Annotated in this window: 20 protein-coding genes and 1 riboswitch; of the genes, 13 read left to right on the forward strand and 7 right to left on the reverse strand. The window is 39.2% G+C overall.

Translation table 11 applies throughout. The annotated features are described in order from the left end of the window. Positions 1-85 precede the first annotated feature (85 nt). From lon to lysM, 5 genes are all read right to left on the reverse strand, one after another. Positions 86-2,506 carry an endopeptidase La gene (lon, locus tag E0709_RS07130; RefSeq protein WP_132302175.1) on the reverse strand — a complete coding sequence of 807 codons (2,421 nt, stop codon included), beginning with the start codon at positions 2,504-2,506 and terminating at the stop codon, positions 86-88. 122 nt (positions 2,507-2,628) lie between these two features. Next, positions 2,629-3,870 carry an ATP-dependent protease ATP-binding subunit ClpX gene (gene clpX, locus E0709_RS07135; protein WP_132302176.1) on the reverse strand — a complete coding sequence of 414 codons (1,242 nt, stop codon included), beginning with the start codon at positions 3,868-3,870 and terminating at the stop codon, positions 2,629-2,631. A 24-nt stretch (positions 3,871-3,894) separates the two neighbouring features. After that, complete coding sequence (clpP, locus tag E0709_RS07140; RefSeq protein WP_132302177.1) at positions 3,895-4,476, reverse strand: ATP-dependent Clp endopeptidase proteolytic subunit ClpP; 582 nt, start codon at positions 4,474-4,476, stop codon at positions 3,895-3,897. Positions 4,477-4,629: 153 nt separating this feature from the next. Then, positions 4,630-5,925, reverse strand: coding sequence for a trigger factor (gene tig / locus E0709_RS07145; protein WP_132302178.1), 1,296 nt, complete (start codon positions 5,923-5,925; stop codon positions 4,630-4,632). Between the two features lie 184 nt (positions 5,926-6,109). Continuing rightward, positions 6,110-6,553 carry a peptidoglycan-binding protein LysM gene (gene lysM / locus E0709_RS07150; protein ID WP_132302179.1) on the reverse strand — a complete coding sequence of 148 codons (444 nt, stop codon included), beginning with the start codon at positions 6,551-6,553 and terminating at the stop codon, positions 6,110-6,112. Positions 6,554-6,730: 177 nt separating this feature from the next. Between lysM and ypfJ the strand changes: the two genes are divergently transcribed. The 4 genes from ypfJ to tmk are packed head-to-tail and all read left to right on the forward strand — an operon-like array spanning position 6,731 to position 9,850. Next, a complete protein-coding gene (gene ypfJ, locus E0709_RS07155) occupies positions 6,731-7,567 on the forward strand; it encodes a KPN_02809 family neutral zinc metallopeptidase (RefSeq protein ID WP_132302180.1) in 837 nt (278 codons plus the stop codon). Positions 7,568-7,587: 20 nt separating this feature from the next. Next, positions 7,588-8,190, forward strand: a complete 603-nt coding sequence (gene plsY / locus E0709_RS07160; RefSeq protein ID WP_132302181.1) for a glycerol-3-phosphate 1-O-acyltransferase PlsY — start codon at positions 7,588-7,590, stop codon at positions 8,188-8,190. Then, the gene (mltG, locus tag E0709_RS07165) at positions 8,190-9,215 is read left to right on the forward strand and encodes an endolytic transglycosylase MltG (RefSeq protein WP_132302182.1); all 1,026 of its coding nucleotides are present in this window, start codon (positions 8,190-8,192) and stop codon (positions 9,213-9,215) included. The genes plsY and mltG overlap by 1 nt, the downstream gene beginning before the upstream one ends. Further along, positions 9,212-9,850: a dTMP kinase gene (tmk, locus tag E0709_RS07170; protein WP_391540687.1), complete on the forward strand. Its 639-nt coding sequence runs from the start codon at positions 9,212-9,214 to the stop codon at positions 9,848-9,850. The genes mltG and tmk overlap by 4 nt, the downstream gene beginning before the upstream one ends. 96 nt (positions 9,851-9,946) lie before the next feature. Here tmk and E0709_RS07175 read toward each other — a convergent pair whose 3' ends face one another. Next, complete coding sequence (locus E0709_RS07175) at positions 9,947-10,456, reverse strand: phenolic acid decarboxylase (protein WP_132302184.1); 510 nt, start codon at positions 10,454-10,456, stop codon at positions 9,947-9,949. A 115-nt stretch (positions 10,457-10,571) separates the two neighbouring features. Between E0709_RS07175 and E0709_RS07180 the strand changes: the two genes are divergently transcribed. The 9 genes from E0709_RS07180 (at position 10,572) to folB (ending at position 16,987) form a co-directional block, all read left to right on the forward strand. Continuing rightward, the gene (locus E0709_RS07180) at positions 10,572-11,150 is read left to right on the forward strand and encodes a PadR family transcriptional regulator (RefSeq protein ID WP_132302185.1); all 579 of its coding nucleotides are present in this window, start codon (positions 10,572-10,574) and stop codon (positions 11,148-11,150) included. Positions 11,151-11,269: 119 nt separating this feature from the next. After that, a complete protein-coding gene (locus E0709_RS07185; protein WP_132302186.1) occupies positions 11,270-12,247 on the forward strand; it encodes a DNA polymerase III subunit delta' in 978 nt (325 codons plus the stop codon). A 25-nt stretch (positions 12,248-12,272) separates the two neighbouring features. After that, positions 12,273-13,055 carry a TatD family hydrolase gene (locus E0709_RS07190; protein WP_132302187.1) on the forward strand — a complete coding sequence of 261 codons (783 nt, stop codon included), beginning with the start codon at positions 12,273-12,275 and terminating at the stop codon, positions 13,053-13,055. 30 nt (positions 13,056-13,085) lie between these two features. After that, positions 13,086-13,610 carry a DUF1523 family protein gene (locus E0709_RS07195; protein ID WP_132302188.1) on the forward strand — a complete coding sequence of 175 codons (525 nt, stop codon included), beginning with the start codon at positions 13,086-13,088 and terminating at the stop codon, positions 13,608-13,610. 22 nt (positions 13,611-13,632) lie between these two features. Further along, positions 13,633-14,124, forward strand: coding sequence for a type 3 dihydrofolate reductase (folA, locus tag E0709_RS07200; protein WP_132302189.1), 492 nt, complete (start codon positions 13,633-13,635; stop codon positions 14,122-14,124). Between the two features lie 33 nt (positions 14,125-14,157). After that, positions 14,158-14,263, forward strand: a riboswitch (TPP riboswitch). Positions 14,264-14,323: 60 nt separating this feature from the next. Then, positions 14,324-15,121, forward strand: a complete 798-nt coding sequence (thiM, locus tag E0709_RS07205) for a hydroxyethylthiazole kinase (protein ID WP_132302190.1) — start codon at positions 14,324-14,326, stop codon at positions 15,119-15,121. Further along, on the forward strand, positions 15,114-15,923 hold the full coding sequence (thiD, locus tag E0709_RS07210) for a bifunctional hydroxymethylpyrimidine kinase/phosphomethylpyrimidine kinase (RefSeq protein ID WP_132302191.1): 810 nt from the start codon (positions 15,114-15,116) through the stop codon (positions 15,921-15,923). Before thiM ends, thiD begins: the two co-directional genes overlap by 8 nt. Continuing rightward, the gene (gene thiE / locus E0709_RS07215; RefSeq protein WP_132302192.1) at positions 15,913-16,578 is read left to right on the forward strand and encodes a thiamine phosphate synthase; all 666 of its coding nucleotides are present in this window, start codon (positions 15,913-15,915) and stop codon (positions 16,576-16,578) included. Before thiD ends, thiE begins: the two co-directional genes overlap by 11 nt. A 52-nt stretch (positions 16,579-16,630) precedes the next feature. After that, entirely contained in the window at positions 16,631-16,987 is a 357-nt protein-coding gene (gene folB / locus E0709_RS07220) for a dihydroneopterin aldolase (protein WP_132302193.1), read from the forward strand. A 47-nt stretch (positions 16,988-17,034) separates the two neighbouring features. On the opposite strand, the gene apaH is transcribed toward folB, so the two are convergent. Then, complete coding sequence (apaH, locus tag E0709_RS07225) at positions 17,035-17,859, reverse strand: bis(5'-nucleosyl)-tetraphosphatase (symmetrical) ApaH (protein WP_132302194.1); 825 nt, start codon at positions 17,857-17,859, stop codon at positions 17,035-17,037. Between the last annotated feature and the right edge of the window lie 5 nt (positions 17,860-17,864).

Raw genomic sequence — 17,864 nt, forward strand, 5'->3', positions numbered from 1 at the left:
TATCCAAAAATCTTATGAATTATAAACGAAACCGCGCTGAAAAAAAACCGCACTTTAAAAAAAGCACGGTTTCACAAGCTAATGATTAGTTCACCGTTGGTGCAATCTTGCTGGTTTTTCGGGTACGTGGCACTTTCACCACATTTACTGGTGAAAGTTTAACGATTTCAACACCTTCTGGTGGATTTTGTAATGCAATGGTTAATACTTCATCAATACTTTCTACCGCATGAATGGTTAAATTATTTTTGGCATTTTCAGGGATTTCTTCCAGATCTTTCACGTTCTCTTTTGGAATAATCACCGTTTTAATGCCACCACGGTGAGCCGCTAATAATTTCTCTTTTAAACCACCGATGGGTAATACTTTACCTCGTAAGCTAATTTCACCTGTCATTGCCACATCAGCACGCACAGGATTACCCGTTAAGCAAGAAACCAGTGCGGTACACATGGCAATCCCAGCACTTGGGCCATCTTTCGGAGTCGCTCCGTCTGGCACGTGAATATGGATATCGCGTTTTTCATGGAAGTCGTTGGCAATGCCTAATTTCTCGGCACGGGAACGGACGACTGTCATCGCCGCTTGAATACTCTCTTTCATTACATCACCAAGAGACCCCGTAAAGGTTAATTTACCTTTACCCACTACTGAAGCGGTTTCAATAGTCAGTAAATCACCACCTACTTCTGTCCAAGCAAGACCTGTCACTTCCCCTACCCGATTTTGGGTATCCGCTAAACCGAAGTCAAATCGTTTCACACCGAGATAATCGTGTAAATTGGCTGCATTGACCGTAATAGATTTCGCTTTTTTATTTAACAAGAGATTCTTCACAGTTTTACGACAAATTTTAGAAATTTCACGCTCAAGACTACGTACGCCTGCTTCACGTGTGTAGTAACGAATAATATCTAAAATTGCACTGTCTTCAATGATTAACTCACCTGCTTTTAAGCCGTTACGCTCCATTTGCTTGGCGATTAAATGCCCTGTAGCAATATTCAATTTCTCATCTTCGGTATAGCCTGATAAACGAATCACTTCCATACGATCCAACAACGGTGCAGGTATATTCATAGAATTGGAAGTCGCTACAAACATCACATCAGATAAATCATAATCCACTTCTAAGTAATGGTCATTAAACTTCGTATTCTGTTCTGGATCAAGCACTTCCAACAAGGCAGAAGCGGGATCGCCACGGTGATCCATTGCCATTTTATCAATTTCATCAAGCAAGAATAACGGATTTTTTACCCCGACTTTTGCCATTTTTTGGATCAATCTACCGGGTAATGAACCAATATAGGTTTTACGATGTCCACGAATTTCCGCTTCATCACGCACCCCACCTAATGCCATACGTACATATTTACGCCCTGTAGCATTAGCAATAGATTGACCAAGGGATGTTTTACCTACCCCCGGTGGTCCCACTAAGCAAAGGATCGGTCCCTTGATTTTATTCAATCGAGTTTGCACCGCAAGATATTCTAAAATGCGTTCTTTGACACGCTCTAAACCATAATGATCCGCATCTAAGACTTGTTGAGCTTTGGCTAGATCTTTTTTCACTTTAGTGGTTTTATGCCAAGGCACTTGTAACATCCAGTCAATATAGCTCCGCACCACAGTAGCTTCAGATGACATTGGAGACATCATTTTAAGCTTTTTCAACTCCGCATCCACTTTTTCTTTGGCTTCTTTAGGCAATTTCGCTTCATCTAATTTTTTGGCCAGCTGATCTAATTCGCTTTCATCTGGATTTTCATCATCATTGCCTAATTCTTTACGAATTGCCTTAATCTGCTCATTAAGATAATAATTGCGTTGTGTTTTCTCCATTTGCTCTTTGACTTTAGTGCGAATACGTTTTTCCACTTGCATTAAGTCGCTTTCGCTTTCCATGGTTCCGAGCAAATATTCCATACGAACTTGCACATTAGGTTGTTCTAAGACAACTTGTTTATGACGTAATGCAACCGGTAAATGCGCCGCTAAGGTATCTGCAAAACGATCAAATTCCACAATAGCACTGAGTGCGTTGAGCATTTCAGGTTGAATTTTTTTATTTTGTTTAACAAATTGATCAAATTCATTCAGAATCATATCACGCAACACGCGCATATCTTTTTCATCACCATAACTAGTTTTGATCAGTTCAATATTGGCAGAGAAATAGCCTTTATCGGTAATTTCATTGATCTTAGCACGTTGCTGCCCCTCTACTAACACTTTGACAGTACCATCTGGCAATTTCAATAATTGAATGATATTAACAATAGTGCCGACATCAAATAAATCTGCGATATTCGGTTCTTCAATATCGGCTTGTTTTTGTGAAACTAATAATAATTGCTTGCCCGATTCCATAGCTTGTTCAAGGCTACGAATAGATTTCTCACGCCCTACAAATAATGGCATCACCATATACGGGAAAACCACGACATCTCTTAATGGGAGGACGGGAATTTCTCGTTGTTTATCCTGTTCTGCTGTCATCTTCTTTCTCTTTATTTAAAATTCGGTTACATGGAACTAATATAAGGCTAACCATGGCGAAGTTCAAGGTGAAATAGGTAAAAAGTACGGTTAATTTAACCGCACTTTGGGGAGATAAAACACTATTTATATTCTAATGTTGGTTTTGTACTATCATTAATCACGCTTTCATCTACCACGACTTTGACCAAATTCTCCATGGACGGCAAATCGTACATGGTATCTAATAACACGCCTTCCACAATAGAACGTAACCCCCTTGCCCCTGTTTTACGCGCAAGGGCTTTTTTTGCCATAGCTGTCAAGGCTTCTGGAGTAAATTCCAATTTCACATTTTCTAAATTAAACAGGGCTTGATATTGTTTCACCAAGGCATTTTTTGGTTCGGTTAAAATTTGAATTAAGGCTTGTTCATCTAATTCACTTAACGGTGCAACCACCGGTAAACGTCCGACAAATTCAGGGATCATACCAAATTTAATCAAATCTTCGGTTTCAATTTGTTGGAATAATTCGGACAGACTTAATTCATCTTGCTCACCTTTCACTTCCGCGCCAAAGCCAATACCGCTGCCTACGTAAACACGTTTTTGGATAATTTTATCTAAGCCTGAGAATGCACCACCACAAATAAACAGGATTTTTGATGTATCGACTTTCAACATATCCTGTTGTGGATGTTTACGTCCACCTTGCGGCGGCACAGATGCGATGGTGCCTTCAATCAATTTCAATAAAGCTTGCTGTACACCTTCACCAGAGACATCACGAGTAATAGATGGGTTTTCCGATTTACGGGTAATTTTATCAATCTCATCAATATAAATAATCCCTTGTTCGGCTTTTTCCGTGTCATAATCACAATTTTGCAATAAGCGTTGAATCACATTTTCGACATCTTCACCTACATATCCTGCTTCCGTTAAAGTGGTGGCATCTGCCATGGCAAACGGTACATTTAACATTCTTGCCAAGGTTTGGGCTAATAAGGTTTTACCACTGCCCGTTGGTCCGATCAACAATACATTACTTTTCGCTAATTCCACTTCATCGGTTTGATGATTGGAACGCAAGCGTTTGTAATGATTATATAACGCCACAGCTAATACTTTTTTTGCATAATCTTGACCGATAACATAATCATCTAGATTTGCTCGAATTTCATGTGGTGTGGGTAGTTTGGTTGCTGCGTTCTTATCCGTTTCAGGTTGTTCTGTAACGCCTGTATTTTCTTCCTGCAATAAATTGTGGCAAAGTTCAATACAATCACCACAAATATAACCAGAAGTCCCTGCAATTAATTTGCCTACTTCATCCTGTGCTTTGCCACAAAACGAACAGCAGGTATCTTTTTCATTTGCCATGTTTACTTTCCAAATTTGTTATTTTTAACGTTTCACTAAAACGCTATCCACTAAACCGTAAATTTTCGCTTCTTCGGCGGACATAAAATTATCACGATCAGTATCTTTCTCAATCTTTTCGAGGGGTTGTCCCGTATGGAATGCCAAACGTTCATTTAAGGTATGCTTAATTTTTAAAATTTCTTGAGCATGAATTTGAATATCTGACGCTTGACCACGGAAACCGCCTAAAGGCTGGTGAATCATTACGCGAGCATGGGGTAAAGCTGCACGTTTGCCAGCGGTTCCCCCCGCTAATAAAAACGCGCCCATTGAACAGGCTTGACCGATACAAAGAGTTCGCACATCTGGCTTAATAAATTGCATGGTATCATAAATCGCCATACCCGCTGTCACTGAACCACCGGGGCTGTTAATATAAATATTAATATCTTTATCTGGATTTTCGGATTCTAAAAATAATAATTGCGCAACAATCAAATTCGCCATATTGTCTTCAACTTCACCGCTTAAAAAAATAACACGTTCTTTTAACAAGCGTGAGTAAATATCGTAAGCACGCTCACCACGAGCATTTTGCTCAACGACCATAGGAATAACTGACATAACCTTCTCCGTAAAATTATCAAGTTTGGGCTATTCTACCCGAAAAAGTACTTTGACTAAACAAATTAAACAAAAAGTGCGGTCAATTTCTAACGAATTTTAAAACTCGTCAAAAAATAACCGCACTTTTAAGCGTTAATCTAATCTCGCTGATTACGCTTTTGGACTCATGATTTCATCAAAAGAAGATGCTTTTTCAGTTACTTGAGCTTTCGCAAGAATAGCATCAACCGCTTGTTCTTCTAATACCACATTACGAATATTACCCATTAATTCATTATTTTTATTGTAATATTCAACTACTTCTGCAGGTTGTTCATAGGCAGAAGCAATATCTGCGATCATCGCTTTAACACGATCTTCATCCGCTTTTAATTCATTCGCTTTGATTACTGCGGAGAATAATAAACCCACTTGAACACGACGTTTAGCCTGTTCTTCAAATAATTCACGTGGTAATTGTGCGGTTTGTTGAGCGTTGCCGCCAAAACGTTGTGCAGCTTGTTTACGTAACACTTCAATTTCTTCGTCTACTGCTGAAACTGGCACATCAATCGCATTTTCAGCAATCAAACCATCAATCACTTGTTGCTTAACACGAGCCACTAACGCATTTTTCAATTCACGTTGCATATTTTTACGGATTTCTGCACGCAAATCATCGACAGTTTTAGTATTTGGACCAAATTTCGCCACAAACTCATCAGTTAATTCAGGTAATACTTGCACTTCTACTTTTTTCAAGGTAATGGCAAATTTTGCGGCTTTACCTTTTAAATTTTCAGCATGATATTCCGCTGGGAAAGTCACATCAATATCAAATTGTTCACCTGCTTTATGACCGACGATTCCATCTTCAAATCCCGGAATCATACGACCTTGACCCATAGCTAACACGAAATCAGTGGCTTGACCACCTTCAAATTGTTCACCATCAACAGATCCCGCGAAGTCAATCGTTACACGATCTTCTGCTTTAGCTGCATCTTGGCTTGCAGACCAAGTCGCTTGTTGTTTACGCAATACGTTCACCATATTGTCAACATCAGCTTCGGTAATTTCAACGCTTGGTTTTTCAACTTTAATATTTTCTAAACCTTTTAATTCCACTTCTGGATAAACTTCAAAAGTTGCGGTAAAGACTAAATCTTGACCATCTTCAAATTTTTCAATAGCAAACGTTGGACGACCAGCAAGGTTCACTTTCTCTTTAAACATTAAATCAAAGAAATGACGTGGTAATAAATCATTTAATACATCTTGACGAATTGACGCACCAAAACGTTTTTCCACGATTTGAGCAGGTACATGACCTTTACGGAAACCATCTACACGCACATTTTTTGCCGCACGTTTTGTTTCTTCACGTACCGCTGTTTTCACGGTTTCCGCTGGTACAGTAATGCTTACACGACGTTCTAAACCTTGAGTTGTTTCAATAGTTGACATTGTTCTTTTCCTTTAAATTGATGACACCCAGCCAGTCACATTGACTGAATAACCGTGGCTGAATAAAAGTTTGAATAAAAATAAACTGGCGAATTATAGCGAAATATTGTCAATCAGTCGAGCAGAAATTTTATACATAAAAATCCCATTGCAAGCAATGGGATAGATAATACTGACTTTTAACTTAAAGTACTTTCGGCACACGGATTTTTTGACCGGGGAAGATCTTATCCGCATCTTTAATCACTTCTTTGTTAGCTGCCACAATGGCAGGATATTTAGCCGCATTACCATAGAATTTTTTAGCAATGGCAGAAAGCGTATCACCTTTCTGAATCACATAAAATTCATCTTCAGTAGCTAACTGTTCCCCATTGGCTAATTTCACTGCATCAACGTTAACACTTTCAACACCAGCAATATTACCCGCCATTAAAATCGCTTTTTCTAAAGCACTCGCAGATGTGGCATCACCAGAGATTTTAGCTACGCCATCTTCAACAGTTACCGAAACATTTTCAATACCGGGATTATCTTCGGCAATGTGATTTGTCACCGCTTTTGATGGATCTTCATCTTTACCAAAAATTTTTTTACCAATATTTCCTACGAAATCAAATAAACCCACTTTTCTTTCCCTCTTTTATATATAGTTACTCACATATTTATCAGCCTATTCTGATAAAACTTCTTTTACAATAACTAAAGCATCATCAGATGTCTATAAATTTTTAAAAAATTAACCGCACTTCGTTATTTTTCAGGTAGAATACATCATTATTTATCATAAGTGAGCTTCAAAGTTATGCGTTGGCAAGGTAGAGAACAAAGTTCAAATGTAGAAGATAGACGTGCTTCAGGTTCCCGAATCAGTGGTGGTAAAAAAACAGGGGTACTCGGTTTTATCATATTGTTAGTGGGGGCTTATTACGGTATAGATTTATCTGGTTTAGTCGGTATGGATACCGCTGGTTTGGGCGGTACAACCAGCAGTTCTGCTAAATTATCCGCTCAAGAAGAACAAAGTCTAAATGAACTTTCTCGTGTCGTGTTGCGCGATACAGAAAAAACTTGGCAACATTATTTCAGTAAAAATGGCCAGAAATATGTCGCGCCAACCATGGTACTTTATTATGGCGCCACAGCAACAGCTTGCGGTACCGGACAATCTGCTATGGGACCTTTTTATTGTCCGAACGATCAAAAAGTTTATTTAGATTTATCTTTTTATGCGGATATGAAAAATCAACTTGGTGCGGCAGGTGATACGGCTTTTGCCTATGTGATTGCTCACGAAGTGGGGCATCATGTACAAAATGTACTGGGTATTTTGCCTAAAATTAACCGTGTACAACAGCAAAATCCATCACAGGCTAACGCTTTGTCAGTTAAATTAGAATTACAAGCGGATTGTTTTGCTGGCGTTTGGGGTTATCAAGCCGCACAAAATAATTTACTGGAAACTGGCGATTTAGAAGAAGCCTTTGCTGCAGCGGAAGCTGTCGGAGATGATCGTTTACAAAAACGTAGTCAAGGTTATGTGGTGCCTGATAGCTTTACTCACGGCACATCAGCACAACGTTTACAATGGTTTCAACGTGGTTTGAAAACAGGTGATCCGAGCCAGTGTAATACTTTCTAATTATTAATTGAGAAAAGCCTATGAGCCTATTTGCCCTTTGTTATATGTTATTTGCCTATTTGATAGGTTCAATTTCCAGTGCGATTTTAATTTGCCGTATAGCAAATTTACCCGATCCACGCACTGTCGGTTCAAATAATCCCGGGGCAACCAATGTATTGCGTATCGGTGGGCGTTGGGCGGCGTTGACAGTACTAATTTTCGATATATTAAAAGGCATGTTACCCGTTTGGGCTGGCTATTATTTAGGTTTAACCCATTTTGAATTAGGTATGGTGGCTCTCGGTGCTTGTTTGGGACATATTTTCCCAATTTTCTTTAAATTTAAAGGAGGTAAAGGCGTTGCTACCGCATTTGGCTCTATTGCACCGATTGCATGGGGTGTGGCGGGTTCCATGATAGGTACTTGGCTGTTGGTCTTCTTAATTAGTGGTTATTCGTCTCTCAGTGCCGTGATCGCAGCCTTGTTAACGCCTTTATATGTATGGTATTTCAAGCCTGAATATACGTTTCCCGTGGCATTAGTGTGTTGCTTATTAATTTATCGTCATCACGATAATATTCAGCGTTTATGGCGTGGACAAGAAAGTAAAATTTGGTCTAAGTTTAAAATTAAAAAATAATGAAAAAAATCTTATTTCTTTTCGTCATCTTGGTACTGGCTGGTGGCGGTTGGGGTTACTACCAAATTCAGCAAGTACTTAATCAATCCGTGAGTGTACAACCAGATCAACTATTAACGGTTAAACGTGGGACGACAGGTAAAAAACTCGCCGATCTTTTTGAACAAGAACAATTAGTCAATGATGCTAAATGGTTGCCTTGGGCGTTAAAATTACAACCACACTTGAATAATATTAAAGCGGGGACTTATTCACTGAACGGTGTGAATACCCTTGCGGATGTGTTAACGATTTTGAATGAAGGGAAAGAGGTACAATTTAGCATACGCTTTACTGAAGGTGAAACATGGCGAGAAGTGAAAAAATCGTTGCAAAACGCACCGCACTTAGCACAGTCTGTACAAGATACACATGATGAAGAATTATTGCAACTACTTGAATTACCGACAAACAGTCTTCATTCTTTAGAGGGATGGATCTATCCTGATACCTATCATTATGTGCCAGATTCCACGGACTTAGCGTTATTAAAACGATCTACCAATCGTACAAAAAAATTGCTTGATCAACTTTGGGCGGAACGAGATGATAATTTGCCGTTAAAAAACTCTTATGACATGTTAATTTTAGCATCCATTGTAGAAAAAGAAAGTGGCATACAAGCAGAACGTGGATTAATTGCGTCGGTTTTTCTTAATCGATTGAAATTAAATATGAAATTGCAAACAGATCCAACAGTTATTTATGGCATGGGTGAAAATTACCACGGCAATATTCGTAAAAAAGATTTAGAAACACTCACTGCTTATAATACTTATATCATTGACGGTTTACCACCTACACCGATTGCTAACCCAAGTGAAAGTGCGTTACAAGCAGTGGCACATCCTGAAAAAACGGATTTTCTCTATTTTGTGGCAGACGGCACTGGCGGACATAAATTTAGCCGTAACTTGAGCGAACATAACCAAGCGGTACAAGAATATTTACGTTGGTACCGCCAAAATAATAAGGATAAAAAATAATGGTTGGTAAATTTATCGTCCTAGAAGGTTTAGAAGGGGCTGGCAAAACCACCGCTCGCAATGCTATTGTGGAGCAATTATACGCTAACGGTATTACAGATTTGGTATTCACCCGAGAACCCGGTGGCACACCTTTGGCAGAAAAATTACGCCAGCTTATCAAACACGAAAACCAAGAACCTGTTACGGATAAAGCTGAATTATTAATGCTCTATGCGGCACGCATTCAGTTAGTGGAAAATGTAATTAAACCCGCTTTAGCACAGGGAAAGTGGGTGATCGGCGATCGTCACGATATGTCTTCACAAGCCTATCAAGGAGGCGGTCGTCAGTTGGATCAAAGCTTTATGGCAAATTTAAAAAACAGCGTTCTCGGCGATTTTGCCCCTGATTTCACGCTGTATTTAGACATTACCCCCGAACAAGGCTTAGCCCGAGCAAGGGGACGTGGCGAACTGGATCGTATTGAACAACAAAATTTAGATTTTTTCCACCGCACTCGTGAGCGTTATTTGCAACTAGTCGTTCAAGATCCAAAAGCCGTCATCATTCATGCAGGGCAAGTACTGGAACAAGTAACGGCGGATGTGAAAGTGGCGGTGCAAAAATTTGTGGATAGCGTTGCCCTACACTGACGTACAGGGCTAAGTATTGTAACGATGCTCCGCATCTTAAGATTAGCCACAGTGTAATGTGATTATGCTTGACCCCGTACGTGAGTGCGGATATTTTTAGCTAAAAGATTTTTTTCCTGTGCGAATGTCTTCTGCCAAAGATGGGTATGGTGCTTCAGAAATCACTTTCTCATTGTTTATGCCTTCATTTTTCATGAAAGTAATATCGGCAAATTCCGGCACAACGTATTTTGGATAAGTTTCGTATTTTTCACGAGATTCTTCCATTAACGGAATAAAATCGTTTTGATAACGTACGGTAATTTCAGGATGTTCATGTACCCATTTCGGAAAGAAAATCACGCCGTGTAAACGTTTTTCATTCGGCATAAAATCAAGTGCTACATCTGTGCCGGTTGGTTCTGTCCAAGTCACTTTAAAAACACCGTCTGTTAATTTCACAATATCTGCTTTTTGGTCACGTACCCAACGTCCCCCCACCATTCCGCTGTGAATACGGTAATCCACAGTATTTTCATTTTTGACATAAAATTCGTATTCCCAACCGTTAGCATAGGTGTAAATAAAGTGGCTACCTAAGAATTGGTCTAAATCTTTGACTTGCATTTGCGCTCCTAATATTATATTTTTGATACTAAAACATGTCTAACAATATATGTAATATTTGACATATTTATGATAAAATTATAATTTGAGCTTGTCAAGTAGGAGAGTAAAACAAATGAATACGACGAAAAAATTCACAGGAAAACGTACCTTAAAATACGCTATTTTAGGTTTATTAAGCCGTCAACCAATGACAGGCTACGATATAACTTGTGAGTTCCAACAAGCCATTGGACAATTTTGGCAAGCCAAACATAGTCAAATTTACCCAGAGTTAAAGAAATTACTAATAGAAAATTTGATTAGCCAACAAATTGAAATGAAAGGTGAGTTGGAAAAAAAATGCTACCAACTCACCGAACTGGGTAAACAAGCGTTAGAACAATGGTTGTGTCAACTTGATGAAATCGAAAGTGAAAAAGATGTATTTGCACTACGTCTTTATTTTCTGCATGCCATGCCTAAAACACAATTAAGCACCTTGTTTACACATCAGCTTGAGCAGAAACAGGCGCGCTTAGCATTTTTACATCAACAATTAGCAACACATTTTAGTGAAAACTTTGATGTGATTACTTTAAATGATAACGATTTTGCACATTATTTAGTACTTAGCAAAGCCATTGCACGCGAACAAAGCTATTACGATTGGTTAGTGAGAAGCTGGCAAAAAGTTTTACGAAGACAGGCGTAAATTTACCTTTGGGTTTCTAACTAGCGTTCCTTGTGTTTTAGTGGCATAATGCGTTGCGAATAATATTCTTGGCGTATAGAAAATTCAACTGCTATTTAATTAACTAATTACACGAAAAAATGACTAATCTCTACCCTTGGCTCACCCCGATTTACCAGCAAATCACCCATGCTTTTTCGCAAGGGCATGGTCATCATGCACTGTTATTTAAAGCCGAACAAGGTGTAGGGGCAGAAAATCTGGTGAATACGATAGCGAAATTTTTAATTTGTCAAGAAAACCAAAAACCATGCGGTCATTGCCACGCTTGCCTGCTGATGAACGCTGGTAACCATCCCGATTTTCATTTGCTTGCGCCGATTGAAAATAAAGATATAGGCGTGGATCAGGTGCGTGAGATTAATGATATGGTTAATCAACACGCTCAACAAAATGGTAATAAAGTCGTGCTAGTGCAAGGAACGGAACGCTTAACGGAAGCAGCGGCAAATGCGATTTTAAAAACCTTAGAAGAACCTCGTCCCAACAGTTATTTTTTATTACAAGCGGATCTGTCATCACCATTAATAGCAACTATTTATAGCCGTTGTCAAGCATGGTTAGTTAATGTTCCACCACAAGATATCGCGCTATCATGGTTGCAATCGCAATGTGATGAAGAAACTAAACAAATTCTCACCGCACTTCGTATTAATTATCATCGTCCGTTGTCAACGTTAGCCTTTTTACAACAAGGCTTAATGGAAAAACGCCGAGCGTTTTTGCGTCAATTTTGGGTATATTATATTCGTCGTTCACCATTAGAATTATTGCCATTATTTGATAAAGAACTCATTTTCCAGCAAATTGACTGGATTGCTGCTTTTTTATCAGATGCGTTAAAAGATAAATTAAAAATTAAGACAAATTGGATCTGTCAGGATTTAACCAAAGGCATACAACAATTTAATCAAAAACAAACCACACTTGGTTTACTTAAAGCTAACCAAATAATACAGACAATGCGGTTAAATTTAATTCAAATTAATGCGGTCAATCAGGAAATTATTTTGCTGGATGGCTTAACCAAACTCATTACAGAAGTATTTGAAAAATAAAAAGGAATAAGGATTACAGCCCACTATGTTTATTATAGATAGTCATTGCCATTTAGATGCGCTAGATTATGAAAATCTACATCATAATATTGATGATGTTATTGAAAAAGCGAAAGCGCGTGACGTACAACATTTATTAACTATTGGCGTAACATTAAGCCGTTTTGAAAAACAACGAGATAGCTTGGCTCATCGAGATGATGTATCACTGGCTTGTGGTGTTCACCCTTTAGATTTAGACGATGAGCCCTATGATGTAGCGCGCTTAATTCAGCTGGCACAACATAAAAAAGTGGTTGCCATTGGCGAAATCGGTTTGGATTATTATTACAGTGCAGACAATAAATCTTTGCAACAAGATATTTTTGCCAGCCAAATTAATGTGGCAAATCAATTAAATAAGCCAGTGATTATTCATACTCGTGCAGCGGGAGATGACACTATTCGTTTGTTGCAAGATAATCAGGCGGAAAAGTGTGGTGGGGTGATTCATTGTTTTACCGAAACCATGGATTTTGCTAAACAAGCGTTAGATTTAGGATTTTATATTTCTTGTTCAGGCATTGTCACCTTTAAAAATGCTGAAGACATTCGTGACGTAATTCGTTATGTGCCGTTGGATCGTTTGTTAGTGGAAACTGACAGCCCTTATTTGGCACCTGTGCCTTATCGTGGTAAACAAAATCAACCGGCTTATACCCGAGAAGTGTGTGATTATGTGGCAACCTTAAAAGGACTTACACCAGCACAATTTGCACAACAAACCACCAAAAACTTTGAACGTTTGTTTAAAATTCAGGTACAATAGGTTCACATCCTACAAAATACAGGAACTTTTATGCGTAAAATTATTAAATACTTTTTATTTATCGTGGTGATTTTATTTCACACGGTGTTATTCGCAGGGATTCATTTTATTTTCCCACACTATGACACTACTTATATCACTGGCGTCGAAGTCAAACGTGTGGATAAAGACGGTCCGATTACTAAAGCCAACCCAGCAGACGGTCCAACCCGTGATGTGTATTATATCTATACAAAAAAAGCAGATGAAGAAAAACCGATGGTCTATCGCAACGAAGATACTCGTTGGGGATTTCCATTCTATTTCAAATTTGGTTCCGCCGATTTACAAGCTAAAGCCTCCAATTTTGCGGGTAATAAACAAATGGTCGAAGTGAAATACTATGGTTGGCGTTTAGTTATTTTTGATGAATACCGTAATATGATTTCAATGAAAGAAGCCACCGAAGCTAGCCCTTCCATGCCAATTTTGAGCTATATTTTCTACGTTTTGGGCTTGATTACCTTGTTCTTTTCTATTCAATTTATCCGTGGTTGGTTTGATAGCGAAGCTTAAAAAAATAAGAGATATATAAGCAATGCGTTTAAGTTTAATTGTTGCTGCAACCCAAAATTGGGTCATTGGTAAAGATAATCAAATGCCGTGGCACTTACCCGCGGATTTAGCGTGGTTTCGCCAGAATACGCAAGGTAAAGCTGTGGTTATGGGGCGGAAAACTTTTGAAAGTATCGGTCGCCCTTTACCCAAACGTACCAATATTGTACTTTCTCGCCAACCCTTTGAATTTAATGGGGTAATTTGGAAAAATAGCCTTGAAAGTGCGGTGGAATTTATCAAAGATTTACCAGAAAATCTGGAAATTATGCTCATCGGTGGTGGTCAATTATTTAAGCAATATCTGTCTCAAGCTGATAAACTTTATTTTACCCAAATTCAAACGGAATTAGAGGGTGATACATTTTTTCCTGCAATCAACTGGGATGAGTGGAAAATTGAATTTGAAGAAACACGTCCTAAAGATGAACAAAATATTTATGCTTTGCGGTTTTTAATTTTAGCGAGAAAATGATCTTGTTTTAAAATAAAAACCGTTCTAAACTACTCTATATAGTCGGGGTGCTTCTTTCCTAAACAGAATGATGGCTGAGAAAATACCCGTAAAACCTGATACAGCTAATACTGGCGTAGGGAACTATCTTTACTATCGATTTATCCTTTCCAACCATTATTGCGTATCTTTTCTTTTAATAATCTACAAAGGAAATTCTATGCAATTCAGATATTTAGATCTTATCCGTGAATGCAATCCGCTGGTACATTGTATGACCAATATTGTAGTGACTAATTTTTCTGCCAATGGATTACTGGCACTCGGTGCTTCCCCGTTTATGTCTACTATGTCGGAAGAAGCGGCAGAAATTCAACAATTTTCCAACGCACTTTTACTCAATATTGGTACCATTCATGATTTTGATGTAGACGCTATGATTATTGCAGGGCAAGCCGCCAATCAGCACGGTGTACCCGTAGTGTTAGATCCTGTTGGTGCAGGAGCAACAGCCTATCGTCGCACAACAGTAAAGAAAATTTTAGATAAAGTCAACATTTCTGCCATTCGTGGTAATGTGAGCGAAGTAGCATTTTTAGCAGGTGTAGCATGGCAAGTAAAAGGCGTTGACGCAGGTCGTGGTAACGGTGATATTGCTGAAATTGCACGCATTACTGCACAAAAATATCAATGTTGCGTCGCTATTAGCGGTGAAATTGATTATATCAGCGATGGCAAACAGGTCGCCAAAATCTATAACGGCACAACGCTTTTACCTAAAATTACCGGATCTGGTTGTTTGCTTGGAGCTACCGTAGGTGCATTTCTTGGCGTGGCAGAAAAAGGTGATGAATTTCATGCTTGCCTAGAAGCCGGCACGGGTTTTGCTGTGGCAGGTGAACTCGCCGCTCAAGGATTAAACAATCAATTAGGCAGTTTTGCCGTACAATTTATCAACCAATTAGCCGATTTAACCAGTGAAAAAATTAACCAATTAGCGAGGATTGAGTATGTCTAATATTCCACAAACCTTAACCATTGCAGGCTCCGATAGCGGTGGTGGAGCGGGTATTCAAGCGGATTTAAAAACCTTTCAAATGCGGGGTGTGTTTGGCACGGTGGCGATTACAGCGGTGACCGCTCAAAATACCTTGGGCGTATTTGATATTGCCCCCATTCCCCTTGCTACTATTTCCGCCCAAATCAAAGCCATAGCAGAAGATTTTGATATTCAAGCGGTAAAAATTGGCATGCTAGGTAATTCAGACATTATTCAATGTGTAGCAGAAAATTTGGAACAATATCGGTTTCCACAAATCGTGTTAGACCCTGTAATGATCGCCAAAGGCGGAGCGTCTTTGTTGCAACAAGATGCGGTGGTGGCGTTGAAGCAGTATATTTTACCCAAAGCCACGGTGATTACGCCGAATTTACCTGAAGCGGAAGCCTTAACGGGAATTAAGGTAGTAGATGATACGAGTGCGGAACGAGCGGCTCGCTTATTGCAACAATGGGGCGTGGAAACCGTGGTGATTAAAGGCGGACATAGCGGCAATTCACAAAGCGCGGTCTGTTTAGACTGGGTTTTCACCCCAACAGCACAATTCACCTTGCAAGCCGAACGTTTCCCAACTAACCAAACCCACGGCACAGGTTGCACGTTCTCCGCTTGCATCACCGCCGAACTTGCCAAAGGTAATAGCGTTGAACAAGCCATTCGCACGGCCAAAGCCTATATCACGGCGGCGATTAGCAATCCGTTAAATCTTGGTCACGGACACGGACCGACTAACCATTGGGCGTATCAAGATGAAAAATAAGCAAAAAATCCAACAGATGCTATCCGTTTATTTTATTGCTGGCACACAAGATTGCCAGCATTTAAGCGGTGATCCTGCGCGAAATCTGCTTGATATTTTGCAACAAGCGTTGCAAGCTGGCATTACTTGCTTTCAATTTCGTGATAAAGGGAAAAACTCTCTGGAAAATCAACCTGACCAGCAAAAACAACTAGCGAAGCAGTGCCTTTCCCTTTGTCATCAATATCATGTGCCATTAATTATCAATGATGATGTGGCATTAGCAATGGAAATTGGTGCAGATGGCATTCATGTTGGACAAAGTGATATGACCATTTCACAAGTATTAAAGCAGACGGAACACAAACTAATTATCGGTTTATCAACCAATAATTTAGCTCAAATTTTGGCTGCTCAACAACAAGCTGATATTGATTACATTGGTGTTGGTCCAATTTTTCCAACCCCTTCTAAATCCGATCATTCTCCAGCCTTAGGCATTGAGTTTCTCTCTCGTCTAAAACATGAACAACTTAACAAGCCTTTTGTGGTGATTGGTGGAGTGAATCAATATAATGCCTCTCAATTAAAGCAATTAGGTGCTGACGGTGTCGCGGTGATCTCCGCGATTACGCAAGCAGAAAATATTGCAGATGTAGTGGAAAAATTAAAGTAAACTTAGACTACATATGCTATATTTAGTCTAATCAATTAATCAGGACATTGGTATGACAGATAAAGTGTTTATCCACGAACTTACCGCCTTTGCCAGTATTGGGGCTTATGAGTGGGAACATACGATTAAACAAAAGCTGATTTTTAATATTGAAATGGATTGGGATTTTAGTCAAGCGGTAGAAACGGAAAATCTGCAATATTGTCTAAACTATGCTGAAATTTCGCAGAAAGTCTTAGACTTTGTAGAAAGTCAGCCGTTTAAATTAGTGGAAACCGTGGCTTATAAAGTCGCCGATTTATTGCAACAACAATATGGTATTAAAGCTTTACGTATTGAATTGCATAAACCAAAAGCGGTCGCTCAAGCAAGTTCGGTTGGGGTGATTGTGGAAAGACATTTTCATTAAAAAGGTGCGGTGAAAAATAAAAATTTTCACCGCACTTTCGTTAATTTCTAGTCAGTTGTGGCATTCAAACTCGGCTGTACAAAATACCGTTTATCTTCCCAACGTAACAATGTCATTCGATTACCCCATGCACAGCCTGTATCTAAAGCATAAATATTACTCGGTGTCGGTGTATCCACAAGGCTTGCCCAATGGCCAAAAATAATATTTTCAGTTTGAAATAATGGATTATCGCATTGATACCACGCCATTAATTCAGTAGGTGCTTGATCTAACGGTACTTTACAATCGAAATCCAACCGATGATCCGCATAGCAAAAACGCATCCGAGTAAATACATTAATAATGTAACGTAACCGATCAATACCTGTTAATTCAGGCGACCAACGATCAGGATTGCCATCATACATTTGTTTGAGTAAATCCGCGTAATGGTCGGATTGTAAAACTGCTTCCACTTCTTTGGCACATTGTTGAGCGGTGCTTAAATCCCAGTCAGGCGAAATACCTGCGTGAACGAGGGTAAAATTCAGTTTTTCATGGTGAATAAATAAGGGCTGCTGGCGCAGCCAATCCATTAATTCAGAAAAATCAGGTGCCGCAAAAATGGCATCCACTTTGTCTCGAGCTTTAACTTTTTTAATGCCCAGTGCGGTGGAAAGTAAATGTAAATCGTGATTACCTAACACGGTATGACCACGTTGCCCTAAAGATTTAGCAAAACGTAAACATTCTAGGGAGTTATCGCCACGCGCAACCAGATCACCGGTGAAATAAAGTTCATCTTGTGTGGCATCAAATTGAGCCTGTTGCAACAAAAGTTGCAATTCATCATAGCAACCGTGTAGGTCGCCGACAAGGTAAGTTGACATCTACG

The sequence above is a fragment of the Lonepinella koalarum genome, assembly GCF_004565475.1.
In the GTDB taxonomy this organism is placed as follows: Bacteria; Pseudomonadota; Gammaproteobacteria; order Enterobacterales; family Pasteurellaceae; genus Lonepinella; species Lonepinella koalarum.

Bases quoted from the DNA above. Each gene is read 5' to 3' on its own strand.
- lon (WP_132302175.1), bottom strand. From the start codon at position 2,506: ATGACAGCAGAACAGGATAAACAACGAGAAATTCCCGTCCTCCCATTA.
- clpX (WP_132302176.1), bottom strand. From the start codon at position 3,870: ATGGCAAATGAAAAAGATACCTGCTGTTCGTTTTGTGGCAAAGCACAG.
- clpP (WP_132302177.1), bottom strand. From the start codon at position 4,476: ATGTCAGTTATTCCTATGGTCGTTGAGCAAAATGCTCGTGGTGAGCGT.
- tig (WP_132302178.1), bottom strand. From the start codon at position 5,925: ATGTCAACTATTGAAACAACTCAAGGTTTAGAACGTCGTGTAAGCATT.
- ypfJ (WP_132302180.1), top strand. From the start codon at position 6,731: ATGCGTTGGCAAGGTAGAGAACAAAGTTCAAATGTAGAAGATAGACGT.
- plsY (WP_132302181.1), top strand. From the start codon at position 7,588: ATGAGCCTATTTGCCCTTTGTTATATGTTATTTGCCTATTTGATAGGT.
- mltG (WP_132302182.1), top strand. From the start codon at position 8,190: ATGAAAAAAATCTTATTTCTTTTCGTCATCTTGGTACTGGCTGGTGGC.
- E0709_RS07175 (WP_132302184.1), bottom strand. From the start codon at position 10,456: ATGCAAGTCAAAGATTTAGACCAATTCTTAGGTAGCCACTTTATTTAC.
- E0709_RS07180 (WP_132302185.1), top strand. From the start codon at position 10,572: ATGAATACGACGAAAAAATTCACAGGAAAACGTACCTTAAAATACGCT.
- E0709_RS07185 (WP_132302186.1), top strand. From the start codon at position 11,270: ATGACTAATCTCTACCCTTGGCTCACCCCGATTTACCAGCAAATCACC.
- E0709_RS07190 (WP_132302187.1), top strand. From the start codon at position 12,273: ATGTTTATTATAGATAGTCATTGCCATTTAGATGCGCTAGATTATGAA.
- E0709_RS07195 (WP_132302188.1), top strand. From the start codon at position 13,086: ATGCGTAAAATTATTAAATACTTTTTATTTATCGTGGTGATTTTATTT.
- folA (WP_132302189.1), top strand. From the start codon at position 13,633: ATGCGTTTAAGTTTAATTGTTGCTGCAACCCAAAATTGGGTCATTGGT.
- thiM (WP_132302190.1), top strand. From the start codon at position 14,324: ATGCAATTCAGATATTTAGATCTTATCCGTGAATGCAATCCGCTGGTA.
- thiD (WP_132302191.1), top strand. From the start codon at position 15,114: ATGTCTAATATTCCACAAACCTTAACCATTGCAGGCTCCGATAGCGGT.
- thiE (WP_132302192.1), top strand. From the start codon at position 15,913: ATGAAAAATAAGCAAAAAATCCAACAGATGCTATCCGTTTATTTTATT.
- folB (WP_132302193.1), top strand. From the start codon at position 16,631: ATGACAGATAAAGTGTTTATCCACGAACTTACCGCCTTTGCCAGTATT.
- apaH (WP_132302194.1), bottom strand. From the start codon at position 17,859: ATGTCAACTTACCTTGTCGGCGACCTACACGGTTGCTATGATGAATTG.